Below are 22,930 nucleotides of genomic sequence, written 5' to 3' on the forward strand. Positions count from 1 at the left end.
AGTGCGCCCTGCCCATATTTTCGGTATTTTAGCTACGGCTGTGCCGCTTCGACGAACTGCATATCGACCAGTTCATGATAGTCATACGCTCCCTCGTAAACCTTTGATTGGATCAACACATCCATATCCGTGTCAACTGCCTGGCGCGAAATGACACCGTCTGGACTCCAAAGATTATCCGTATATGCTCGGTCGAGTGAAGCCTTGAGCGCCTCGTCACTGAGCGTCGGGAACTCAATTTTAAGGACGCGTTCAGCGAGCGACCTATCCTCCTGCACAGCTTTAAGCGCCTTGAGCATCGCATTGGTGAATTTTTGAACCGTTTCAGGGTCCTTTTCAATGGTGGAGCGTTTTACGCCGATGACCGAATAGGAGAAATCCCCCAAATCAGGGAACTTATAAAACGGTTCACCCCAAACGCCGGCCGAGACGCCTTCGCTGATCTGCGGCTCGCCGCCGTTTCCGATGTCGCCGGCATCCTGCTGGAGCATTGCAACTACAGTCGCCGCGTCGGCCGGCTCAAGAAGCTGTACATCACGATCCGGATCAAGCCCGAGCTTGATGAGCAAGTAACGGGTAAGCAGATTCGGCGACCCGCCGTGACGGCCCGCTACGATGCGTTTGCCGCGCAAAAATTCGCGCAGGTCATCATCGCTGTTACCGGACGGCGCAAGGCCCTCCTTGGCTACCAGATACACGTTTGCGCGGTTGACCACATTGCACACGCCGACCACCGGGTCGGAGCTGTTTTTGCTGCCGAGCGCATTGGAATCAACGCCGCCTATCACGCCCCATGCATCGCCGCTGATGACCGCAGTGACATGCGCGCCGCCTGTCGCCTGGATCACCTCCACATCAAGCCCCTGTTCGGCGAAATATCCTTCATGCTGCGCGACATACAGCGGCAGATATCCGATCAGGTGTACCGGCTCGGCGATTACCAGCTTTCGTGTCTGCGCCTGCGCGTCCGCAGATCCGGCCGCGCCGCAGCCGGGCAGCAGCGCGACCGCCGCGCCTGTCAGGGCAGCCAGCAGGACACGGCCCGCGTGTTTGAGATGAAATCGTTTCATACTGTTCCTCCTAAGCTTTATGATTGAATGATTGAAAGACGTTTGGAAAGGCTTTTTTCCAGAAGGATTACACCCCAATACATCGCCATTGAGAGAATCGAAAGCACCATAACGCCCACCCAGACGAGGTTAATATCCAAAATCGTCCCCGCATAGATGACCATGCGCCCAACACCATGGCTCGACGCAATAAATTCTCCTACAATCGCTCCTGCCAGCGCCAATGCGATGTTAACACGCAGGCTGCTGACCATCCATGGCATTGACCAGGGCACCACCACTTTGGAAAATACCTGCCAGCGATTGGCTCCCAACGAATAAAGCAGCGTCTCCATCGCCGGGTCAACGCTTTTCACGCCGCTATAGGCGGAAAGAGCCGATACAATGACCGTCATTGAGAAAGCTAAGATCACCTTGGACGGAAACCCAATTCCAAACAGGATGACGAGCACTGGCGCAAGAGCAAGCTTTGGCAGGGCATTTAAAATGATCAGATATGGCTCGCTGATTCCAGCATACGTTTTCGACCACCAGAAGGTCAGCCCGAGCGCCGAGCCGATCACTGTGCCGAGTGCAAAGCCCAGAATCGTAGAACCCGACGTATAAGCGATATCCATCAGCAGCGTTCCCTGTGAAAGCTGTACGGCCGCTGTTTTAAGAATGGTGCTTGGGCGGCTCCAATAATATGGATCCAGCCAGCCGATCCGTGTAAAAACCTCCCAGACAAACAGCAGCAGTACCGCCACAGCGGCGCGCCCGGCCCGAATGATCCGGTTACGTCTGTGGGGATGCGGCTCTGAAGCAATCCGCCTCACGGCGGTGTGTACACAAGGTGTTTTTATGTCTGAACCCCGGCGGTATGTCAACTCCGCCCGGTCCGCTTTTTCAGTCGCTTCCATCTTTCTCCCCCCGATCTTCATAAAATTGGTCCACTTCCTCCGCCGGCTGTGCCAAAAGGTCCAGCAGCTGGTGCTTAAGCTGCATAAATGGTTCCGATGTCATCGCCGCGGGCGTGCGCGGACGCGGCAGATCCACTGTGATCTTTTCCTTGATATAGCCGGGACGCGGTGAAAACACATAGACATCGTCCGAAAGGTAGATCGCTTCATCGATGTCATGCGTTACAAACAATACCGTCTTTTTAAAGTCGCTCCAGATCTGCAACAGCCAATTCTGCATGGATAAACGCGTCTGCGCGTCAAGCGCGCCAAACGGTTCGTCAAGTAGCAGCACATCCCGATCGTACAAAAGTGTGCGCAGCAGCGCGGCGCGCTGACGCATACCGCCAGACAGTTCGCTTGGATGATGGCCATCAAACCCTTTGAGTCCATATTTTTCTATCAGCGGCATGGCCTTGGCCACCGCTTGCATGCGCGGTACGCCGCGCACCTCCATACCAAGGATGATGTTGTCAAGGATGCTGCGCCATGGTAGCAACAGGTCCTTTTGCAGCATATAGCCGACATAACCGGACCGGCCTATGATACTCTGCCCGTCGGCAAGTACGTCGCCTTCGGTTGGCAGGGTCAGCCCCGCGATGATATTGAAAAGCGTCGATTTTCCGCAGCCGCTCGGCCCGATGATGCTGATAAATTTTCCTTCCTCGATATTGAGACTGGTCGGCCGCATGGCCTGCACCTGCGCGCCGTCCCGGCGAAAGCATTTGCTCACGCCGCATACCTGAATTTTATAAGGCGACATAATGGAATCTCCTTTTCATGGTTTGCGCTTCACACGCCGCAACCGCAGCGCGATAAGAAAGCCGCCTTTCCATCATACAAAAAAATCGCTGTTTCGGTTCCTGTCTTTACTGGTACAGGCTTGTCCGAAACAACAATTTTTATCTTTGGCAGCCGCATTTTTAAACGCTGCTGTTCCCTCTGCGCTTTTGACGCTTAAACTGGAAACTACGAGGTGTTGCGCGCCTGTCCGGTGCTTTGGCTGGGCAGCGCCGAAATGTCCGATTGGGTGGCCCGCTATGTATGCACAGCCCTGTACCATCCTTTCAAAGCCGGCGGCTCCATTTGCAGTCTTGACGGCATTTTCCTGCCCATCGGCGAAAAGAGCGCCGTATCGGGCGCGCGATCAAAAGAGCCTGAGCGATCGATACTGTCCCTCTATCTTCAAATTGAAATGGCCGGCATATCCTTCTAAATCAGGATATGCCGGCCGTTTCTTTCACAATCAGGCACGTGTAAAAAAATTTTGTGCGCCGGTCAGCCGTACACGCTCCCGAATTGCGTCACGGTCGTCGCAGTCGAGTCCACATTCCCTGAGATGCTCCAAAAGCGACGCGCCGGAAAAGGTATACCGCTTTTCAAGTCCTTTGGGCTGCGCCATCTGTTCACGCGTCCACGCGATTGCTTCTCCGACAGCCAGATCGCGCGGATAGGCACGCGGCGTCTGGCCGCACGCTGCCAGCGCGGCATTATGCCCGGCCAATGTCCCTGTGACGATCGCCTCTGTATGACCAACAAACAGTCCGGCTTTCTCTCCGGCGCAGAACAGGTTTTCCACACCAGCCACATGCATGGCGTCGTCGCGCGCAGCCATGGCAAAAAAGCGCATGGAGTTTCCACGGCCACCGGCACATGGGTCCAAATAGCGCGCGTTTTCAAAACCCGGAAGCATATGCAGGCAGCGCAGGCCGAAATACGGAGACATCAACTTGACGCCGCCTGTATCAAGCAAAATAAGGCTGTTTTTGAACTGGGGCAGCGCATACTGCTGGCATGCCTTGAGCGCCAAACGGTCGGCCGCCATTTCAGCTGGGATCGGAACGATGACGACTCCTTCCTGATCAAGCCGTGCTGTAAGCTTTGGGGAAAGCGATTCCTTGAGCAGCTTGCACGAGCCGCTCATCGCCCCAGACGGCGCGCCGGCATGTTCTGCGCAGAGTTCCTTCACACCCGCAAGTGCCGTCAGGCTGACCCGTCCGCCGAACGACGGGCAGCGCAGCACGCACATCGCGCAGCCGTTTCCATATTTGGCGCAGTTGGCCATCGGGCCGGCTGTTCCGGTTGCATCAATAAACTGGTCGCCGCTCAATGTCTGGCCATCCTGCGTACTGACGGATATAATACGTGCGCCGTCCATTTGTGCAGCTGTGACACGTGTGCAGAAATGGATCTCCACGCCTGCTTTCTCCAAAAGGCCCTGTACCAGAGCCGGCATACGGATCACATCATATAGGGATGCGTGCATGTGCCCCGGAAAGGAAATATTTCTGTGGCGCGAATTTTCATCTGCAAGTAAAAACAGCGCCCCTGCATCCATTGCAATCAATTCCTCTGCGGCCACAAAGCGCCCATTGTTGCGCATAATTCCACCCACAAGTCCTGTGCCAAGCAATTGATCTGTCCGTTCAAGCAGCACGGAGCGCACGCCGGCCTTTGCCGCACCAAGCGCGGCCGCACAGCCGGCCCATCCGCCGCCGACAGTTACAGCCGTCATACCGCCACCGCCTTTCCGCGGGTATCCGTCCCGCTTTGTTTTTGGACCTGTATTCGCCTGTTGAACGCTGTCTGGGCGGGTCTTTTGCCCCACTGCATGTGTCGCCAATTTTGCCTATAATCGCGGCGCATCCACAATGCATGAAGCTTTATGGGCGGCTATCCGCCTGCAAACTGTCTGCCTGTATGGTCAAGCGTATATGGCGCCGGATAGATCAGCTCTCCCACTGGCACAAACCGGTATCCGCGCGCTGTCAGCTCTGTCAGGACCGTGTCCAAAGCCGCGGCTGTATTCGGCTTTCCAGCATGAAACAACATAATATCACCGGGCGCCGCCTGTTTAATGACGCGCGTGGAAATTTCCTGCGCGCTCAGTCCCTTCCAATCCAGGCTGTCGTTCGACCATTGGATAACCTCCCAGCCAAGCGCCCGTGCAGTCTGGACGACCTCGTTGTCGTATGCACCAGACGGCGCACGGAACAAGGTCGGCCGTATACCGGTCAGCATCTCAATTTTTTCTCCGGAACGCGCTAGTTGCTGTTCAATCTGTTCACGTGAAAGCTTTGTCATATCCGGATGCGTGTCGGAGTGGCTGCCAAGTTCATGTCCGGCGGCAGCAATCCTTTTGACCGCATCAGGATATTTGTCGCACCAATCGCCGACAAAGAAAAATGTCGCTTCCACGCCGTGCCGGTCGAGCAGCTCCAGCAGGCGGTCGATATCGCTGTCATCCCACGCACAGTTGATTCCAAGCGAGACAAGCGGCTTTTCCGTTTCAACGGAATAGATCGGCAGCGCACGCTGCGACGCGCCGACTGGCATGATATTCACCGCTGTGCCAAGCAGGATCAGCGCAGCAATCAGCAGGCATAAAACGCCCATCAAGGCGCGCTTGAATGCAAACACCCTATACATACAGATCCCTCCTGAGTATGTGTATGCACAAGAATTTTCATTCATTCAGGCACAGCATCCCCATCTTTGCCGCCGTCTAACAATGAGTGGCTGTTTGAATGCACATGCATCTATTCCAGCAGAGCCTTGCTGACTTGTTCCAACTCATCGCGAATATGGATATGCTGCAGACGCCTGTTCACAAGAAAGCGCGGCATCTCCGAATAGAGACGCCGCGCTTTCTTTTTTATCCGTTGTTCGCGTTGCAACAAAATGAAATGTTGGTTAGACTTCCTTTCAAAGAACAGAATAAGCCAATATCAACGTTCGCCCTTTCGATACGGGGTTCCATTGGCCTTTGGAGCTTCGGAACGTCCAACGAACAAAACCAGAACAATGATCGTCAATACATACGGCAACATTGCGAGCAACTGTGACGGGATATAATCCATACCGCCCAGCATAACGACCAGCGCCTGCGCAAAACCGAACAGCAGGCAGGCCCGCAAGGCGCCCTGCGGCGACCATTTTCCGAAAATAACAGCCGCCAGAGCAATAAATCCATGACCGGAAATCGCGGTTGGGCTAAAGTTCGCAACAACTGCAAGCGTCATAGCCGCTCCGCCGAAGCCCGCAAACAGGCCGGAAAGAATCGTACAAACATAACGAACCACATAAATATTGACGCCGAGCGAATCGGCCGCGGCCGGATGCTCGCCGCAGGCGAGTACCCGCAAGCCCCACTTGGTCTTATACAGGAAGAACCACATGATAAGTACGAGTAAAAACGCAATTGGAACCGTGATGTCGATGTTGATCGCATTGATGGTCAGATTCGATGTGTCAAGCCCGAACATTGAAAGAACTTTCGGCAGCTTGTTTGGAACAGGCTTTGTCTGCGTTGCACCCTCAAAAAACATACGGGAAAGGAACAAAGCAAGTCCTGGGCCGATGAAGTTCATTGCAACGCCTGAAATTGTTTGATTGGCTTGTAAATGGATCGCTGCGACAGCATGAAACACCGCCAACGCCGCGCCGGCAAGACCGCCGGCCAAAAGTCCAAGCCATGGATTTGCTGTAAAATAACCAACTGACGCCGCTGCAAACGCGCCAAAGGTCATCATACCCTCGATACCGATGTTATCAACGCCGGAACGCTGTGTGATGACGCCGCCAAGCGCAGCGAAAATCAAAGGCGCGGAATACATCAGCGTGATATTGATCGCCAGCAAGATGTTATTTAGCATGTGCGTCACCCTTTCTCTTGATCTTGTCGGCAATCATCGGGAAGATCGATACAAGCGCCACACAGAATACGATCGAGCCGATCATGATGTCGATGATTTCACTCGGCGCGCCGATATCCGACTGAATCGATCCGCCGCCGTAGTTAAGTCCGCTGAACAACAGGCCCGATAGAATACATCCTATTGGATTGTTGTTCGCAATCAGGGAAACGGAGATGCCATCCCAGCCATATCCTTCCGTGATCGGCAGAACACTGATCCTGAAAGGGTTGGTGCCGAGAATATGGATTGCGCCGGCCAGCGCGGCGATGCCGCCCGCAATGAACATGGCAATAATTGTGTTCTTTTTGACGTTGATACCGGCAAATTCAGCCGCATACTGGTTAAAGCCAACCGCCCTCAGCTCGAAGCCCTTTGTCGTGCGGTTTAAGAAATACCAGGCAACAATAACAACGATGATCGAAATCAAAACGCCCCAATGGACATCCGTACGCATAAAGTCGCCCCAGATGGGGTTGTTCCGGATAAAATCCTTGCCTGCGTCCGACTTTTTCCACGCCCCCATAAAGGTCAGACGCGCTGTTTCAAGCACTTCATAGGACGCCTGGGTACCAGTTTTTTTCACCCCCGGCAAGGAAAGGATGAAGTTGTTGAAATAAAGCGCGATCCAGTTGAGCATGATTGTTGAGATAACCTCATGGACGCCGAAGCGCGCCTTCAGCCAGCCGGCGAGCGCGCCAAACAAGCCGCCGACCAAAAAGGCCGCAACCAGAATGACCGCCGGATGGATAATGCCAGGCAGGGAGAGATAATAACCAAGCATCGCCGCCGTCACAGTGCCCATGATATACTGACCCTCAGCGCCGATATTAAATAATCCCGTCTTAAAGGCAAACGATACGCTCAAGCCGGTCAGAATAATCGGGATCGCGTTAATAATGATCTGCGAAACATATTTCGGTTTTCGGAACATACCGCCGAACATGGACCCATACGCTTCGATTGGGTTGTATCCGGCGGCTCCAAGGACGATCGCCCCCACAATGAAGCCGACAAACACCGAAATGATAATGCCGGTCATCGGTTTTTTCAAAAGACTTACGACTTTCGATCTCATTTCTGTGCGCCTCCTCCCGCCATAAGAAGCCCGATTTCATTTTCATCGGCGCCTTCGGCGTCAAGCTCTCCCACAATCTTTCCATCATACAGCACGTCGATGCGATCGGAAAGATCCATAACTTCATCCAATTCCAGAGAAATCAACAGAACGGCCTTTCCCTTGTCGCGCTGCTCCACAAGCGAACGGTGCACAAACTCAATCGCGCCGACATCGAGTCCGCGGGTCGGCTGTACGGCGATGAGCAGCTCCGGGTCGTTTGTCACTTCGCGCGCAATGATGACCTTCTGCTGATTTCCACCAGAGAGCGCACGGGCCAGCGTTTTTTCACAACCCGCAGGGCGCACATCAAATTCCGCAGTCAGTTTCTTGGCATTTTCCTGAATTTTGGGCAAGTTCAAAATCGGACCTTTGCTGAATGGCTCTTTGCGGTAATTTTCAAGCACCATGTTTTCCGCCACGGTGAAATTTAAAACAAGCCCACGTTTGTGCCTGTCCTCATGAATTGTACAGACGCCATGCTCCAAAACATTGCGCGGCGGTGTGTTCTGAATCTGATCGCCCTTGATGGAAATCGTGCCGCTCTCCGCCCTTGTCAGCCCTGTGATCGCCTCGACAAGCTCCTTCTGGCCGTTGCCGTCGATACCCGCGATCCCCAGGATCTCGCCGGCACGCACATTTAGCGACAAGCCGTTTACCTTTGCGATCCCGCGCGCGTCGCGCACCAAAAGATTATCAATGCTAAAAACGACATCGCCCGGCTTTGCTTTTTCCTTTTGGATATGCAGCGTTACCTGCCGTCCGACCATCATAGTTGCCAGATCTTCCTGGCTCACCTTGGAAACATCGACGGTATCGATATATTGGCCGCGGCGGATGATTGTGCAGTAATTCGAGGATTTTTTGATTTCAGCCAGCTTATGTGTAATAATGATAACCGTCTTGCCGTCGTCGGTCAGGCGGTGCATGATTGCGATCAGTTCCTCTATCTCCTGCGGCGTCAAAACAGCCGTTGGTTCGTCGAGGATCAGGATATCGACGCCGCGGTAGAGCGCCTTGAGAATTTCGACACGCTGCTGCATACCGACAGATGTATCCTGGATTTTTGCGTCTGGATCAACATACAGCCCATACTTTTCCGACAACTCGACCAGTTGCTTTTTAACGGCGTCCATATCAAGAACACCAAGCGATTTTGTCGTTTCGGCGCCAAGCATGATATTCTGTGTCACAGTGAAATTTTCAACAAGCATAAAGTGCTGGTGCACCATGCCGATACCATGCTTGATTGCGACGCTTGGATTTTTTATATCAACTTTTTCTCCGTTAAGATAAATCTCACCCTGCTCCGCTCTGTAAAAACCATACAGCACATTCATCAAGGTTGACTTACCCGCGCCGTTTTCACCAAGCAATGCATGAATCGTACCCTTTTTGACATCCAAATTCACGTGGTTGAGCGCACAGAAGCTTCCAAAGAATTTGGAAATGCCCTTCATTTGTACTGCGTATTGAGGGTTATCTGCTGCCATAATCATCCTCCTCCTTGCAGGTTTCCCGAAAGACGCGCAGCCGCCGCGTCCTCCATATTGATAAGCCACAGGCCGGAACAGGCCGCCGGCGCATGGCTTATCAATACCGAGCCCGCGCCAGCACCCCCTTTTCAGGGGATACTTTCTGGAACTTTTCTAAAAAAAAACTGTCTCAGCCGGGGAACGCCCCCGTGCGCAGGCATTGCCTGCGCACGGGCTGTCCCGACGCCAAAACAGTTATCTTACGCGGACAGGCAGTCCGGGTAAAGTTCTTACAGGGACGCGACAAACGTATTGTAGTCGCCCTCGGTGTAAGGAACAACGATCTCGCCGTCGATGATCTTCTGCTCAAGCTCAGCCACCTTTGCAAGAAGCTCGGCGGACAGATGCTTATCGGAGGACGGAGCAAGGCCCACGCCGCCTTCAGCAAGACCCATGATAACATTTGTGCCGCCAAGCTGCTCGCCGTTCATGACGCGCTCGGTGACGTTATAAACCGCATTGCCGACATTCTTAAGAGCGGAGGTGATGACATTGTCAGGAGCCATCCAGTTCTGGTCGAGGTCGACGCCGATGATCATCTTGTTCATTTCCTTGGCGGCCTCGATCGCGCCGGAGCCGGTCTGGCCGGCCGCATGGAAGATCACGTCAACGCCGTCTGTGTACATCTTCTGAGCAATCGCCTTGCCCTTGGCGGAGTCGCTGAAGCTCTCGGCGAGCTGATACTCGCAGGGGATCTCCTTGCCAAGCTCCTTCGCGCCATACTGGACGCCCGCGAAATAACCGTATTTGAAGCGGTCCATTGTCGGGGAATCCATGCCGAGAATAAAGCCGACATGATCCGTCTCTGTCTTGTTGGCCGCGACGTAACCGGCCAGGAAGGAGGACTGCTCCGCCTGGAACACAACGCCGATCGCATTCGGGACAGTGCCCTCCTCGAACTGATCGTCAACAAGGGCATAGAGCTGATCCGGATAGCTTTCGGCGGCCGCCTGAATGGCGTCCTTCATCAGAAAGCCGATACCCCAGATGATGTCGGGAGCCTCGTCTGTTTTCTTTTCAAGGTTCGGCGCATAGTCGGCGTCCTTTTTGGATTCGAGGAAGCTGACCGAAACGCCCTTGTCCGCTTCAAGCTGCTCCATACCGCTCCACGCGGACTGGTTGAAGGATTCGTCATTGATACCGCCGACGTCGGTGATCATCGCTGCCGAAAAATCACCGGAAGCGGCGGTCGAGCCGTCTTCCGCAGTGGAAGCCTCGTCGCCCGCAGGCGCGGCGGATTGCGCGGTCGAAGCGTCGCCGGCCGGAGCCTGCGAAGTCGTGCTTTCAGCCGGCTTGGAGCCGCATGCGGTCAGCATACCGGCTGCCAGGATCGCTGCCAAAACAGAGCTGAGCAGTTTTTTCATTTTGTTTCTCCTTTGCTTTTACAGTGTTTTACATCCCCCAAATGGGGGATGTTTTTATGAACGCCCGCCCGTAAAAAGGGCGGGTGAACAAACCTCCAGGAGCGGCCGCGCTCACACGCCAGGCGCGTCGCCGATCAGATCCTCTGGCCCAAATGAATGCGGCATCATGTCCTCAAGCGTCGATTCCAGTACATCGTCCGGCGTGCGTGCGACATAGACTTTCATCTGCTTAGGATCGCAAAACTCTCTGAGAAACTGGCGGCAAATACCGCAGGGATATGCGAAACCGGCGTCCTCCGGACGGCCGTCGCGCGGATAACCGCAGATTGCAATCGCTTCGAAACGCCGTTCTCCATCATAAACGGCCTTCATTGCGGCGTTTCGTTCCGCGCAGATCGCAGCGCCATAGGACGCGTTTTCAACGTTGCAGCCCTGGTAAACCCTGCCGCCCGATGTCAAAAGCGCCGCGCCTACACAAAAGCCGGAATAGGGGGAATAGCTGTGCTCGCGCGCCTCAAAAGCAAGTTTAATAAGCTCCTGTTTATCCATATGTACCCTCCAAGCAGTAATCAATGAACAATATTTATCCCATATAACAAAGGCATTTTTATAGATTCGTGATGTTTCATCCACTCTCTTGGGTGATTTATTGTTCACATTGACGATTTTTATCTAGTATATCATAAAAATTTAAAATGTAAAGTCAAAAAAACAATATTTTACCATATGGCCTGAAAGCATGAGCTTATATTTGTTGATGTTGTCATAAACATTTGTTTACCCAACGTTTAGACAAACAAATTCAAGCATGATGTTTTGTGTGATTATTATAACAAATGGCGGCCAACTCTGCAACTCATAAATCATACAGCCACGATGTTCGGCACAATGTCCATAGCTTGGCGCATATAATTGTGCGATTATCCAAAGATCGTTTTTAAGGACATACGTCCTTTTTTTTGATGGTCCGCCCGATTATAATTGGATTCAGGAGGTGGCGAAATGAGATTGGCGGACTATTTGGCGCGGGAAAACGAGCCGCTGCGCAGCGAGCTTGAACGCTTCTTTGCCAATTTTCCCGCCGATGCGCCCGTATCGCCGCTTACACTCCCCGCCGGTCAATTTTTGATTCGCCAGGACGACCCGTGTGGATCGGTATATATCCTTCTGGAGGGACAGACAACCACGCTCGCGTCGCAGCCCGGTTACAACACGTATGCCTTTTGGGACTTTGAGGCGATCGAGCTGTTCGGCGAATATGAGGTGCTCAGTGAAATGACCTCTTATCTGGCCGAGGTCAAGGCAAAAACACGTTGCCGCTTGCTTGTGATTTCTGCACAGACCTATATGAACTGGATGATGCGCGACGGACGCATGTTTCTCTCGCGGGTACGCAGCGTCCTACAAACCCTCGTCCGGCAGACCGCGCAGGAACGCCGCTCGCTCTTTCTCGACGGCACCGCGCGCATGATGCAGTTTCTTGCGCGTTACTACGAAAAAAACGCCAAAAAAGGCGCGGCGGCCACGGTCGCCATGACGCGGCCCGCCATCAGCGAGGAAATCGGATTCTGCACGCGCACTGTAAACCGCAGCCTGCGCAAGCTTGCGGAGGAAGGGTTTGTGACCATTCAGCGCGGGAAGGTCCGCCTGACAGCTAAACAGTACGAAATGCTCACAACCGAGCTTGAACACCGCACGTTGAAGTAATGCCCGTATGAACGTCAAACCAGATACGCATACAGGCCCGAGACGGCGGCCATTAAAAATTTGGAGGTAAAGGTTATGTTTGACAAGGAAAACGCCTACAAAATTGTTTCATCCCGCTCTCTGACTCACGAGCAGAAGCTGATGCAGTTGGCCAAATGCGCCGAAAACGGACTTGACGTGCTCAATATCCCCGAGCGGGCGCGCCACTATTTCAGCACCGGCGCGATCAACGACCTGTTCGAGGGCGGCGCGCCGTACCGTCCGCGCTATATTATGCCGGACTATGAGCGTTTCGTCAAGAACGGCAGCGCCTTTTTGAAGATTGACCCGCCGAAGGATCTGGATGAGCTGCTGTATTCCCTCATGATCCTTTATCGCCACGTCCCTTCCATCACCAATTTCCCGGTTTATCTTGGAAATATTGACAAACTGATCGATCCGTTCATCGAGGGACTCAGCGACGAGGAAGTCCTCAAGAAGCTGCGCCTGTTCATGACCTATCTCGACCGCACGATCACCGACTCGTTCTGCCACGCGAACATCGGACCCGAGGCCACGCGCGCCGGCTGGCTGATCCTTCAGGTTGAAAAAGAGTTTCAGAACGCTGTCCCGAACCTGACGATCAAGTATGATCCCGACATCACGCCGGATGATTTCATGGAGGCGGCGATCGACTGCTCACTCGTCTGCTCCAATCCCGCCATCTGCAACCACAAGGCGAACAAGGATACCTACGACGATTATGGAATTTCCAGCTGTTACAACATCCTGCCGATATGCGGCGGCGCTTACACGCTGACACGCGTCACTCTGACAAAGCTTGCCGAGGAAGCGCGCGATATCGACCACTTCTTTGATGAGCTGCTCCCCGAGTGCCTTGGCCTCATCGCCGATTATATGAATGAGCGCATCCGCTTCATCGTCGAGCAGTCCGGCTTCTTTGATTCCAACTTCCTCGTCAAAGAAGGGCTGCTCTCCAAGGACCGCTTTGTCGGCATGTTCGGCGTTACCGGCTTGGCCGAAGGCGTCAACACGCTTTTGAAGGGCACCGGCAAGCTTTACGGCAGCGATCCTGACGCCGACGCGCTTGGCGTGCGCATCATGGACGCCATCGAGCGCATTGTCAGCGGCTTTGACGCGGAGTATTCCCCGATCGCCGGCGGCAAGTTCATGTTACACGCACAGGTGGGGCTTGATTCCGATCTCGGCATCACCTCCGGCGTGCGTATCCCGGTCGGCGATGAGCCGGAATCCTTTGCGGAGCATCTGCGCCATTGCGCCAAGTTCCACAAGTACTTCCCGACAGGCGTCGGCGATATCTTCCCGATCGCGACCAACGTCAGCCGGAATCCAGCTGCGCTGCTCGACGTTGTAAAAGGCGCGTTCCAAACGGGCGTTCACTACATGAGCTTCTATGCGGGCGACGCTGACCTGGTGCGTATCACAGGCTATCTGGTCAAACGCAGCGAGATGGAAAAATACCGCAACAAAGAGGTTGTGCTTCAGAACACAACACATCTGGGCGCACCGAACTACGATGTAAACCGCCTTGCGCAGAGAAAGGTCAGGATGGCATGACGTTAACAGCGCCGGTCAATCGCATCATCCCTTTCAGCACGGTCGACGGACCGGGCAGCCGCACCTCCGTTTTCTTTCAGGCGTGCAACATCGCCTGCGCCTATTGCCACAATCCCGAGACGCAGAATATGTGCCGCGACTGCGGCGCATGTGTCCCGGGATGCCCTGAGGGGGCGCTTTCTATGGCGGACGGCCGCGTCGTATGGGATGCGGACAAATGTGTTGAATGCGACGCGTGTATCATCACCTGCCCGCATTTGGCTTCGCCCCGTGTCAAAACCATGACCCCGCAGCAGGTGATGGATGAGGTGCGCAAAAACATCCCGTTCATACGCGGCATTACGACCTCCGGCGGTGAATGCTCCCTGCGCGCCGATTTTCTGACAGAGCTGTTTGCGATGGCGCAAAAAGAGGGCCTTACTTGCTTGATGGACAGTAACGGCATTGTCGATCTGGCCGCATATCCCGCACTGATGGAAGTCTGCGACGGCGTGATGCTCGATGTCAAAGCATGGGACAGCGAAATACATCGCGCGCTCACGGACTCCGACAATGCCAATGTAAAGAAAAACCTTGGTTATCTCAGCGAACATGAAAAGCTGGAGGAAATTCGCATCGTCTGTATTGACGAACTGGTTGACACGCGCGCGGCGATCGACGGGATCGCCCGGACAATCGGAGCGCGCAGGGCGGGCACTCGGCTTAAACTGATTACTTTCCGCAAAAACGGCGTACGCGGACGCCTGTCCGAGACGCCCTCCCCCTCCCTTGAAACCATGCAGGCGCACGCCGATTATGCGCGCGCCGCTGGATTTAACAATATCGTTCTGACTTGACAACACCCCCACCGCAGGCTGATGTCTGCGGTGGGGATGTTGCGTATATATAATAAGGTATCATTTTTTTCTTTTTACGATTGGGAAAAGGCCGGCGCAAGAAAAGCGCCGGCCTTTTTATACACAGTGCATTCACGGGGCGCAGCGGTTCGCCTACGTAAGTTTTTATGTAGGCGCAAGCGGATTGCCAAAACCGTCAAGCCCAAAGCTGATCGACAGAGCATGATTGACCTGCCCCATGGAGCCGTCGTCAAGCCTGCCCATCTTTTCTTTCAGCCTTCGTTTATCAATGGTACGGATCTGTTCAAGCAGCACGACCGAATCACGTGAAAGCCCGCATACCTGCGAATTGATTTCAATGTGAGTCGGAAGCTTGGATTTATCCTTTTGACTGGTGATCGCCGCAGCAATCACGGTGGGACTGTATCGATTTCCAACATCATTTTGTACGATCAGCACCGGGCGCACGCCGCCCTGCTCGGAACCCACCACCGGACTTAGATCCGCGTAGTAGATATCTCCCCTTTTTACGGTCACGTTTATCACTCTCCGTGGCTATTGGCGGTTCAAGGCCGTCTCATCACCTGGCTGAAAGCTCTCAAACAGGCCTGCTGCCGCGCTGAAATATATTGCATGCTCATGCATCCATATTTTGATCATCTTGGGCGTTTTTTAAACAGCGTTGACAAAAAAATAGTTGCTTCGCAACTATTTTTTGCGCATCTGCCCGCTCTGCGGGCAGATGCATTTTAATCAAACAGCCCCGCGCCGGGGACGGCGTGGATGGCCAATTTTTTATAGATTGCAAAACGCAATCTATAAAAAACAGTTGCTGGACGGTTATTTTTTATCATGCGCCCGTCGTCCGGCCTGATAGACTCCCGAAAGAATTCATCGACTTCGTACTATCATTAACCCTTGGCCGGCGATTTTACATGAATTGTAAAACAATTCATGTAAAAAGGTTTGACGCGCCCTTTATATACTATTGCCGGCTTCTGTTTTCTGACAGTAAAAGGCCCGCGCCAGTTGGCGCGGGCCTTTTTAAAACGGACGTTTTATTCAAGAAACTTGAAATTCAATACCTCAAGTTCCAAATTATTTTCTGGTATGGAGAGTTTCAGGATATTTCCATTTTCTGCATCAATAATCAGAGAGAAGTCCCCCGCATCAATCGTTCCATCGACAATCAGACGCCCTTCCTCCTCACGTACAGAGATACCGTCGTCATTCAGCGCCGCATTCAGAGCGGTCAATACCATTTTTGACGCGGCTTTTCCTGGAACGCTGTCCGGTGTGAAATCGAATGACAGATCCTTATAGGAAAGCGCAACGTGATCGGTATAAAACGTCATCTTCATTTCCTTGAGGCTGTCGGGCGCTTCAAACGTTACGACCGCGCAGTTCATCGGTTTTTTATAGATGGTCATCACCGTTTCAATATTCTTATACCGGACCTTAGCCGTCGTCTGAAAATTCTGGCTTAAGCTCTGCCTGGCCAGATTTTCAGCCTGATGCTGTTGATCGCGCCGGGCGCACCCGGTTCCGGTCCATAAAAGCGCCGCACAAAGCAGGATACAGCAGCCAATCCGTCTGCGCATAAACGCACCTCCACATTCCGGCGCGGACGTACCGGCCGGGCTTTATCTCTCATGATCCGCAAATACAAGCGGCAGCGCATCAATCACATCGCGCGCCAGCATCGCATATTGCGAATGGCTATCCGCCGCATAATCGCCAGCCAGCCCATGCAGCCATGCGCCGCAGGCCGCCGCCTCCGGCGCGCTGTGTCCCTGCGCTGCGAGCGCGCTGATCATCCCGGCAAGCACGTCGCCGCTGCCGGCTTTCGCAAGCCCCGCGTTTCCAGTTGTATTGATCCATACGCACCCATCCGGCCCGACTGTCAACGTGTATGCGCCCTTGAGCACAACTGTAATGCCATATTCACACGCCAAAGTCCGCCCCGCTGCCAGCACATCCGTCTTGAGCTGTTCTATTGGAAGCGTGGTCAATCTTGAAAGTTCCGCGAGGTGCGGCGTCAGAATCACGTCGCAGCTTGCCCGCTTCAATATATTTATATTCTGTGCGAGCGCATTTATTCCATCGGCGTCGACAACGACCGGACAACTGGCTGTCGTCAGGACTTCGCCGACGATGCGCACGGTATCCTCGCTTGTTCCAAGTCCATTTCCAATGAGAATGGCCGTCGCACGCTTCATCGCGCCGCGCAGCTCGTCCATTGCCTGCCATGAAAGAGCACCGTCTGGATTCTGGCGCAGCGGACGCATCACCGCTTCCGGCAGAAGCGGCAGCACCGTGCGGCAGACCTCCTTGGTCGACGCCAGCGTGACATATCCCGCGCCTGTGCGCATTGCCGCGAGCGTTGATAGCACGGCGGCGCCCATATACTGCTGCGAACCGGCCACATTGAGAAGCTTTCCGTAATCGCCCTTATGCGTATCGCGGCGGCGGCGCGGCAGATGGCCAAACACATACGCCTCATCCACCAGCGTAAACTGACGTTCAATTCCCTCGTGTGCTTCCGGCGGGATACCGATATCCGCGACAATCACCTCGCCGCACCATGCTGCCGCCGCAGGCATGACCGTGGCAGGCTTATCGCTGTCAAATACGATTGTAGCATCGGCGCGGACAGCAAACTCGTCGGCCCGGCCTGTTTCGGCGCTGACACCGCTCGGAATATCGAGCGCATACGTTTCAGCATCAACGCCGTTGATCAGACGGCAGATATCGCGATGGCGCTCGTCAAGCTCTCCATGAAAGCCTGTCCCATAAATTGCGTCAATCAAAATATCTGTCTCCGCAAGGCGCTGTGTAAGATACGGCTGATCGTCGCCGTATGTAACCACCGCGATATCCATATCGCCGATGCGTTCCAGCATCACCGCCGCCTGTCCTGTTTTAGGCGCGCCGTCCGTCAGGATCACCGCCACATTCGCGCCGCTTTCATACAGCCTGCGCGCTGCGACAAATCCGTCTCCTCCATTATTGCCGCGTCCGCAGAAAATCGTGATGTACCGTCCACTGATATCGGCGCGGCGGCGGATAGCGGCGGCCGCCGCGCTGCCCGCGTTTTCCATCATCCGCTCATAGCTGAGCGCATAGTGAAGCGCATTTTCTTCAATCTTTTTCATCTGTCCGGATGTTACAATCCGCATAGTTGTCACTCCTGTCCCGCGTGCGCCCAAACGCCGCATTTGTCATACGGCCAGTATAGCATGTTTTCCGGTCGGAAAACAGCGAAACGCTGTAAACTTTTGCGTCCGCGGTTCCTGTGTAAGATCATGTCTGATACCGCATCTTGCAGGCTGTAGGCGCGATCTGGTATAATATGCGCAGGGCAAACGGCTTTGCCGTTTGTAGCCGCCGTCTGGCGGCGCCCGCTGCAAAGCAGCGGACTGCGCATGTTACACCACAGCCAAAACCGGCAAAGCCGGTTTCGCTGCCGCTTTGCGGCAGGCAAGCCCGAAAGGGCTTGTTGCTGTGGTATAATAACCACAAAGCGGTTATTATACCAGATTATGGCCATGGCGATACGCGGGCGCGGCCCGCTGCCGCCCGAACGGCCAATTATACCATACCGCTTCGCGGACATGATACAATCGTTTCAGGTGATACGCTATATGAAAGAACTGTTTGCTAATCTGGAAAAACTGCATACGACCGAATTGGGCGTCATGCGCATAAAAAGGAATCTTTGCCTGAATACGGACCAGGTTGTCGATTGGTGCAAATCAAAAATCTCCGTGCCCAATGCCATCGTTACCAGGTCCGGAAAGAACTGGTATATAGATGTGGACCATTGCATCATAACGATAAATGCACACAGTTACACCATTATCACGGCACACAGAAAAAAATAACGGATGGCAAACAAATCCAAACATAAATGCAAAAGGCCGCTCCCCACATAATGGGGAGCGGCCTTTTTTCTATGATAGCGTGCGGGCGCCCGATTAATACATACCGCCCATGCCACCGGCCGGAGCTGCCGGAACCGGATTTTCTTCCTTCTCGTCAGCAACGAGCGATTCAGTGGTCAGAACCATCGAAGCGACAGAGGAGGCGTTCTGAATTGCGCTGCGTGTAACCTTTGTTGGATCGAGGATACCCATTTCGATCATATCGCCATAGATCTCTTTTGCAAAGTCAAAGCCGTAGCCGACCTTGCGGGAACGTTTGATCTTGTCGATGATGACAGAGCCTTCCAGGCCGGCATTATCGGCAATCTGACGGATCGGCTCCTCCAGGGCGCGGCGAACGATCTTGACGCCTGTCTTTTCATCACCGTCGAGCGATGGGAGCAGCTTGTCAACCTCGGGGATGACATTGAGCAACGCCACGCCGCCGCCGGCGACGATGCCTTCCTCAACAGCGGCCTTCGCTGCGGACAGAGCGTCCTCGATGCGCAGTTTCTTCTCCTTCATCTCGATCTCAGTCGCAGCGCCGACCTTGATGACCGCGACGCCGCCGGCCAGCTTCGCCAGGCGCTCCTGGAGCTTCTCTTTGTCGTAATCGCTTGTGGTTGTCTCAATCTGGGCACGAATCTGGTTGACGCGATCCTTAATGGCCTGGCTGTCGCCGGCGCCGTCGACAATGATCGTGTTTTCCTTCTCGATCTTAACCTGACGCGCGCGGCCAAGCTGCGACATCTGGGTTTCCTTCAGCTCAAGGCCGAGCTCCTCGCTGATGACCTCGCCGCCGGTGAGAACAGCGATGTCGCGCAGCATCTCTTTACGCCTGTCGCCAAAGCCCGGCGCCTTGACGGCCACACAGGTGAATGTGCCGCGCAGACGGTTGACAATCAGCGTGGACAATGCCTCGCCTTCGACATCCTCAGCAATGATGAGCAATTTCTTGCCGCCCTGAACCACCTGCTCAAGCAGCGGCAGAATCTCCTGAACGGAGGAAATCTTCTTGTCGGTAATCAGGATGTAAGCGTCGTCAAGAACCGCTTCCATCTTCTCGGTATCAGTGACCATGTACGGCGTGATATAGCCGCGGTCAAACTGCATGCCTTCAACAACCTCGGTATATGTCTCAGCGGTCTTGGACTCCTCGATGGTGATGACGCCGTCCGCAGAAACCTTTTCCATCGCCTCGGAAATCAGCTCGCCGATAAACTCGTCGCCGGAGGAAACGGACGCGACGCGCGCGATATCCTTGCTGCCTTTGACCTTCTTGGAGTTCTCTTTGAGTCCCTCGACAGCCGCTGCGACAGCCTTGGCGATTCCCTTCTTGACTGCCATCGGATTCGCGCCGGAAGCAACGTTTTTCATGCCCTCGCGTACAAGCGCCTGCGCCAGCAGCGTGGCGGTTGTAGTGCCGTCACCGGCCGCATCGTTCGTCTTGGTCGCGACTTCCTTGACAAGCTGCGCGCCCATGTTCTCATATGCGTCGGACAGCTCGATTTCCTTTGCGATGGTCACGCCGTCGTTTGTGATGAGGGGAGCACCGAATTTCTTATCGAGCACAACATTGCGGCCCTTGGGACCCAGGGTGATCTTAACTGTATCGGAAAGCTTGTCAATACCGGCCTGGAGAGCCTTGCGCGCTTCCTCGCCATAGCAAATAGTCTTAGCCATAATCCATCAATCTCCTGTTCTAAATAAAATATGGGAATTTATTCAACGATCGCAAGAATATCGCCCTGGCGCAGGATGGTGTATTCCTCGCCGTCGACCTTCACCTGCGTGCCGGAATATTTGCTCATGAGCACCTTGTCGCCAACCTTGACGGTCATTGTGACCTCCTTACCGTCAACCATGCCGCCCGGTCCCACAGCCAGGACCTCGGCAACCTCGGGCTTCTCCTTTGCCGAGCCAGCCAGAATGATGCCGCTCTTGGTTGTCTCTTCCGCTTCCACCATTTTCGTGACTACACGGTCTGCCAATGGTTTAATCGTCATAATGAACTCCTCCAATTATATAAAATAATTTAACAGCGATGAATCCTTAGCACTCTTTCCATTTGAGTGCTAAGACTATTTTAATACAAAATTTCTAAAAATCAACCCCTTTTTTCTAATAAAATTAGATTTAACATTTTGGTAACATTCGGCGGCCTGCTTGCCAGCCGCCGCGCTGTCTGCTACAATCAAATCTGCGCAGATTTTTCCAATGATTTTATTTTGACCATATATGGGGGATTTTTTCATGAAGGTTGTTGTATTGGATGGTTTTCTTGCGGGATATGGCCTGAGCGGCCTGCCGCTTCCTGATACGTTTGAAATTGACTGGTACGACAACACGCCGCCCGAACAATCGATCGAACGCATCGGAGCGGCCGAGGCCGTCTATGTGAACCGTCTGCGGCTTGACGCGCGGGTATTCGAGGCGTGTCCATCGCTGCGTTTTGCCGGCACCTTTGGCACCGGCTACAACATGATCGATCTCGACGCGGCTCGCCGGGCGGGCGTCACCATCTGCAACGTCCCAGCTTACAGCACCGAGGCCGTCGCGCAGAATACAATCTCCCTGCTGCTCAATATCGCCTCAATGACGCATATACACAACCGTTATGTCAGCGCCGGACACTGGACCGATCCCACCGATCGCGCCCTGGCGTCTGTCCCCATGTTTGAGCTCGCCGGAAAAACGATCGGCCTGGTCGGCTGCGGCGACATCGGCACAGCTGTAGGCCGTATCGCAGCAGCATTTGGTATGCAGGTGCTTGCCTACCGCCGCCACCCCGACCCTTCCGCCGGAGCGCACATCCGCTTTGTTGATCTCGGTACGCTTTATGCGCAATCTGATATCGTCAGCCTGCACTGTCCGCTGACGCCGCAGACGCGCGGTATGATCAGCCGCGCCGCCATCGAATGCATGAAAGACGGCGCTGTGCTGCTCAACACCGCCCGCGGCGGCCTGCTTTGCGAGCGGGATGTCGCCGATGCGCTTGACTGCGGAAAGCTCTATATGGCGGGGCTTGATGTGCTTTGCGACGAGCCGCCCGCGCCCGGCAGCCCGCTTGCCCGTCATCCGCGCGTCATCTGCACGCCGCATATCAGTTGGATGCCGCGTGAAACGCGCGCGCGCCTTCTGCGTGTCGCTGCCGACAATCTGCTGCGGTATCTTGAAGGGAATCCGCAGAATGTAATCGTCTGACGCTGAACCTTTTAACATCTGTAGCTATTTTTTTCGCAGCTGCCCGCTCTGCGGGCAGGCGCATTTTAATCAAACGGCCCCGCGCCGGGGACGGCGCGGATGGCCAATTTTTTATAGATTGCGCTCCGCAATCTATAAAAAAGAAGAAGCCCGCGCGGGCTTCTTCTTTTTTATCATTAGATTTTTTTTACATATCCGCTTGAAGACCGGACGCGGGAGTAAATTTCGGCGGTCTTTTTCAGCAGGAAATACAACAGCCCAACCTCGATCGGAAACATGACGATATTTTTGACAAGGCGCATGGACACAAGCGCGATAAACGCATCGCCAAACATCATTGAAAGCCACAAAGGATTGAGCACAAGCGTCACGATGACGACCACAGACAAATGCGCCGCCGCCACACGCGGCAGCGTCACCCGGCGGCGATAGAAAAAAATGCCGTAAAGAAATCCGCGCATAAATTCGCTGACGGTAAATCCCAGGAAAAACGCGCTGCCGTCGTTGCGGGTAAAGTACTTGAGAATATCGACCGCCGCGCCCATAACGCCGGTCAGCAGCGGGCCATACAGCATCGCGCACATCGCAACCGGTAAAAACGTTACGCTCAGGCGCAGAACCTGGGTAAAAAAGATCGTAAACTGATTGAGCACGACGCTCAGCGCCGTCAACATCGAGGAACCGGCCAGTGAACGCACATCGCGCATCTCCTGCGCGGATTCACAGGTCAGGCGCGGCACCGATGCAATATCGGACCAGACGCCGCGCAAATAATTTGAAATTTTTTCCATCAAAACAACAAACCTCCTTTCATGCAACATCAATGCCACATGAAAAGAGGATATGCTCTTTGGATGCAGCAGCGGGATGCGAAACCGGCACCGCAAGAAACTCTTTTCGTCCGCCTGACAACTCCCCGTTCAGACGGCACTTAACGCGCCGGTTCCTACTCTGCTTACGAGTA

21 protein-coding genes and 1 riboswitch are annotated in these 22,930 nt (G+C 54.2%); of the genes, 5 read left to right on the forward strand and 16 right to left on the reverse strand.

All coding sequences use genetic code 11. The annotated features are described in order from the left end of the window. Positions 1–32 precede the first annotated feature (32 nt). The 10 genes from FMM72_RS07880 to FMM72_RS07925 form a co-directional block, all read right to left on the reverse strand. Complete coding sequence (locus tag FMM72_RS07880; RefSeq protein ID WP_162221099.1) at positions 33–1,070, reverse strand: ABC transporter substrate-binding protein; 1,038 nt, start codon at positions 1,068–1,070, stop codon at positions 33–35. A 17-nt stretch (positions 1,071–1,087) separates the two neighbouring features. Beyond that, a complete protein-coding gene (locus tag FMM72_RS07885) occupies positions 1,088–1,816 on the reverse strand; it encodes an ABC transporter permease (protein ID WP_257431014.1) in 729 nt (242 codons plus the stop codon). Between the two features lie 139 nt (positions 1,817–1,955). Continuing rightward, positions 1,956–2,771 (reverse strand): ABC transporter ATP-binding protein, encoded by an 816-nt coding sequence (locus FMM72_RS07890; RefSeq protein WP_162221100.1) that lies wholly within the window; start codon positions 2,769–2,771, stop codon positions 1,956–1,958. Positions 2,772–3,254: 483 nt separating this feature from the next. After that, positions 3,255–4,523 (reverse strand): FAD-dependent oxidoreductase, encoded by a 1,269-nt coding sequence (locus tag FMM72_RS07895; RefSeq protein WP_160208170.1) that lies wholly within the window; start codon positions 4,521–4,523, stop codon positions 3,255–3,257. Positions 4,524–4,681: 158 nt separating this feature from the next. Further along, entirely contained in the window at positions 4,682–5,437 is a 756-nt protein-coding gene (locus tag FMM72_RS07900) for a polysaccharide deacetylase family protein (RefSeq protein ID WP_160208169.1), read from the reverse strand. A gap of 299 nt (positions 5,438–5,736) precedes the next feature. Next, positions 5,737–6,663: an ABC transporter permease gene (locus FMM72_RS07905; RefSeq protein WP_160208168.1), complete on the reverse strand. Its 927-nt coding sequence runs from the start codon at positions 6,661–6,663 to the stop codon at positions 5,737–5,739. Beyond that, positions 6,653–7,780: an ABC transporter permease gene (locus tag FMM72_RS07910; RefSeq protein WP_160208167.1), complete on the reverse strand. Its 1,128-nt coding sequence runs from the start codon at positions 7,778–7,780 to the stop codon at positions 6,653–6,655. Before FMM72_RS07910 ends, FMM72_RS07905 begins: the two co-directional genes overlap by 11 nt. Then, positions 7,777–9,312, reverse strand: coding sequence for an ABC transporter ATP-binding protein (locus tag FMM72_RS07915; RefSeq protein WP_160208166.1), 1,536 nt, complete (start codon positions 9,310–9,312; stop codon positions 7,777–7,779). The genes FMM72_RS07910 and FMM72_RS07915 overlap by 4 nt, the downstream gene beginning before the upstream one ends. A 272-nt stretch (positions 9,313–9,584) precedes the next feature. Next, a complete protein-coding gene (locus FMM72_RS07920) occupies positions 9,585–10,718 on the reverse strand; it encodes a BMP family ABC transporter substrate-binding protein (RefSeq protein ID WP_162221101.1) in 1,134 nt (377 codons plus the stop codon). A gap of 111 nt (positions 10,719–10,829) precedes the next feature. Then, positions 10,830–11,267 (reverse strand): cytidine deaminase, encoded by a 438-nt coding sequence (locus tag FMM72_RS07925; RefSeq protein ID WP_160208164.1) that lies wholly within the window; start codon positions 11,265–11,267, stop codon positions 10,830–10,832. A 453-nt stretch (positions 11,268–11,720) separates the two neighbouring features. On the opposite strand from FMM72_RS07925, the gene FMM72_RS07930 reads away from it, so the two are divergent. The 3 genes from FMM72_RS07930 to FMM72_RS07940 all read left to right on the forward strand — a co-directional run bounded on the left by FMM72_RS07930 (position 11,721) and on the right by FMM72_RS07940 (position 14,839). Then, positions 11,721–12,425, forward strand: a complete 705-nt coding sequence (locus tag FMM72_RS07930) for a Crp/Fnr family transcriptional regulator (protein ID WP_160208163.1) — start codon at positions 11,721–11,723, stop codon at positions 12,423–12,425. 75 nt (positions 12,426–12,500) lie between these two features. Continuing rightward, a complete protein-coding gene (locus FMM72_RS07935) occupies positions 12,501–14,003 on the forward strand; it encodes a YjjI family glycine radical enzyme (protein ID WP_160208162.1) in 1,503 nt (500 codons plus the stop codon). After that, entirely contained in the window at positions 14,000–14,839 is an 840-nt protein-coding gene (locus FMM72_RS07940) for a YjjW family glycine radical enzyme activase (RefSeq protein ID WP_160208161.1), read from the forward strand. The genes FMM72_RS07935 and FMM72_RS07940 overlap by 4 nt, the downstream gene beginning before the upstream one ends. A gap of 165 nt (positions 14,840–15,004) precedes the next feature. Here FMM72_RS07940 and FMM72_RS07945 read toward each other — a convergent pair whose 3' ends face one another. The 3 genes from FMM72_RS07945 to FMM72_RS07955 form a co-directional block, all read right to left on the reverse strand. Continuing rightward, positions 15,005–15,376 (reverse strand): type II toxin-antitoxin system PemK/MazF family toxin, encoded by a 372-nt coding sequence (locus tag FMM72_RS07945; protein ID WP_024730116.1) that lies wholly within the window; start codon positions 15,374–15,376, stop codon positions 15,005–15,007. Positions 15,377–15,897: 521 nt separating this feature from the next. After that, complete coding sequence (locus FMM72_RS07950; RefSeq protein ID WP_162221102.1) at positions 15,898–16,440, reverse strand: hypothetical protein; 543 nt, start codon at positions 16,438–16,440, stop codon at positions 15,898–15,900. 42 nt (positions 16,441–16,482) lie between these two features. After that, a complete protein-coding gene (locus FMM72_RS07955) occupies positions 16,483–18,018 on the reverse strand; it encodes an NAD(P)H-hydrate dehydratase (protein ID WP_162221103.1) in 1,536 nt (511 codons plus the stop codon). Positions 18,019–18,453: 435 nt separating this feature from the next. Here FMM72_RS07955 and FMM72_RS07960 point away from each other — a divergent pair, with 435 nt between their 5' ends. Continuing rightward, positions 18,454–18,723 carry a DUF3781 domain-containing protein gene (locus FMM72_RS07960; RefSeq protein WP_162221308.1) on the forward strand — a complete coding sequence of 90 codons (270 nt, stop codon included), beginning with the start codon at positions 18,454–18,456 and terminating at the stop codon, positions 18,721–18,723. A 93-nt stretch (positions 18,724–18,816) separates the two neighbouring features. Here the strand turns inward: FMM72_RS07960 and groL are convergent, their stop codons facing one another. Together groL and FMM72_RS07970 are read right to left on the reverse strand one after the other, a co-directional pair. Next, positions 18,817–20,445, reverse strand: a complete 1,629-nt coding sequence (groL, locus tag FMM72_RS07965) for a chaperonin GroEL (RefSeq protein WP_160208157.1) — start codon at positions 20,443–20,445, stop codon at positions 18,817–18,819. A gap of 38 nt (positions 20,446–20,483) precedes the next feature. After that, complete coding sequence (locus tag FMM72_RS07970; protein WP_024730112.1) at positions 20,484–20,768, reverse strand: co-chaperone GroES; 285 nt, start codon at positions 20,766–20,768, stop codon at positions 20,484–20,486. A 247-nt stretch (positions 20,769–21,015) separates the two neighbouring features. Between FMM72_RS07970 and FMM72_RS07975 the strand changes: the two genes are divergently transcribed. Further along, positions 21,016–21,966: an NAD(P)-dependent oxidoreductase gene (locus FMM72_RS07975; RefSeq protein WP_160208156.1), complete on the forward strand. Its 951-nt coding sequence runs from the start codon at positions 21,016–21,018 to the stop codon at positions 21,964–21,966. A gap of 176 nt (positions 21,967–22,142) precedes the next feature. Here FMM72_RS07975 and FMM72_RS07980 read toward each other — a convergent pair whose 3' ends face one another. Continuing rightward, positions 22,143–22,757 carry a folate family ECF transporter S component gene (locus FMM72_RS07980; protein WP_207709057.1) on the reverse strand — a complete coding sequence of 205 codons (615 nt, stop codon included), beginning with the start codon at positions 22,755–22,757 and terminating at the stop codon, positions 22,143–22,145. 67 nt (positions 22,758–22,824) lie between these two features. Beyond that, a riboswitch (THF riboswitch) is annotated at positions 22,825–22,922 on the reverse strand. Positions 22,923–22,930: the final 8 nt, after the last annotated feature.

The sequence above is a fragment of the Anaerotruncus colihominis genome (assembly GCF_010206195.1).
In the GTDB taxonomy this organism is placed as follows: domain Bacteria; phylum Bacillota; class Clostridia; order Oscillospirales; family Ruminococcaceae; genus Anaerotruncus; species Anaerotruncus colihominis_A.

Bases quoted from the DNA above. Each gene is read 5' to 3' on its own strand.
- FMM72_RS07900 (WP_160208169.1), bottom strand. From the start codon at position 5,437: ATGTATAGGGTGTTTGCATTCAAGCGCGCCTTGATGGGCGTTTTATGC.
- FMM72_RS07940 (WP_160208161.1), top strand. From the start codon at position 14,000: ATGACGTTAACAGCGCCGGTCAATCGCATCATCCCTTTCAGCACGGTC.
- FMM72_RS07905 (WP_160208168.1), bottom strand. From the start codon at position 6,663: ATGCTAAATAACATCTTGCTGGCGATCAATATCACGCTGATGTATTCC.
- FMM72_RS07975 (WP_160208156.1), top strand. From the start codon at position 21,016: ATGAAGGTTGTTGTATTGGATGGTTTTCTTGCGGGATATGGCCTGAGC.
- FMM72_RS07925 (WP_160208164.1), bottom strand. From the start codon at position 11,267: ATGGATAAACAGGAGCTTATTAAACTTGCTTTTGAGGCGCGCGAGCAC.
- FMM72_RS07960 (WP_162221308.1), top strand. From the start codon at position 18,454: ATGATACAATCGTTTCAGGTGATACGCTATATGAAAGAACTGTTTGCT.
- FMM72_RS07895 (WP_160208170.1), bottom strand. From the start codon at position 4,523: ATGACGGCTGTAACTGTCGGCGGCGGATGGGCCGGCTGTGCGGCCGCG.
- FMM72_RS07930 (WP_160208163.1), top strand. From the start codon at position 11,721: ATGAGATTGGCGGACTATTTGGCGCGGGAAAACGAGCCGCTGCGCAGC.
- FMM72_RS07890 (WP_162221100.1), bottom strand. From the start codon at position 2,771: ATGTCGCCTTATAAAATTCAGGTATGCGGCGTGAGCAAATGCTTTCGC.
- FMM72_RS07915 (WP_160208166.1), bottom strand. From the start codon at position 9,312: ATGGCAGCAGATAACCCTCAATACGCAGTACAAATGAAGGGCATTTCC.
- FMM72_RS07935 (WP_160208162.1), top strand. From the start codon at position 12,501: ATGTTTGACAAGGAAAACGCCTACAAAATTGTTTCATCCCGCTCTCTG.
- FMM72_RS07980 (WP_207709057.1), bottom strand. From the start codon at position 22,757: ATGGAAAAAATTTCAAATTATTTGCGCGGCGTCTGGTCCGATATTGCA.
- FMM72_RS07955 (WP_162221103.1), bottom strand. From the start codon at position 18,018: ATGCGGATTGTAACATCCGGACAGATGAAAAAGATTGAAGAAAATGCG.
- groL (WP_160208157.1), bottom strand. From the start codon at position 20,445: ATGGCTAAGACTATTTGCTATGGCGAGGAAGCGCGCAAGGCTCTCCAG.
- FMM72_RS07880 (WP_162221099.1), bottom strand. From the start codon at position 1,070: ATGAAACGATTTCATCTCAAACACGCGGGCCGTGTCCTGCTGGCTGCC.
- FMM72_RS07950 (WP_162221102.1), bottom strand. From the start codon at position 16,440: ATGCGCAGACGGATTGGCTGCTGTATCCTGCTTTGTGCGGCGCTTTTA.
- FMM72_RS07920 (WP_162221101.1), bottom strand. From the start codon at position 10,718: ATGAAAAAACTGCTCAGCTCTGTTTTGGCAGCGATCCTGGCAGCCGGT.
- FMM72_RS07910 (WP_160208167.1), bottom strand. From the start codon at position 7,780: ATGAGATCGAAAGTCGTAAGTCTTTTGAAAAAACCGATGACCGGCATT.
- FMM72_RS07970 (WP_024730112.1), bottom strand. From the start codon at position 20,768: ATGACGATTAAACCATTGGCAGACCGTGTAGTCACGAAAATGGTGGAA.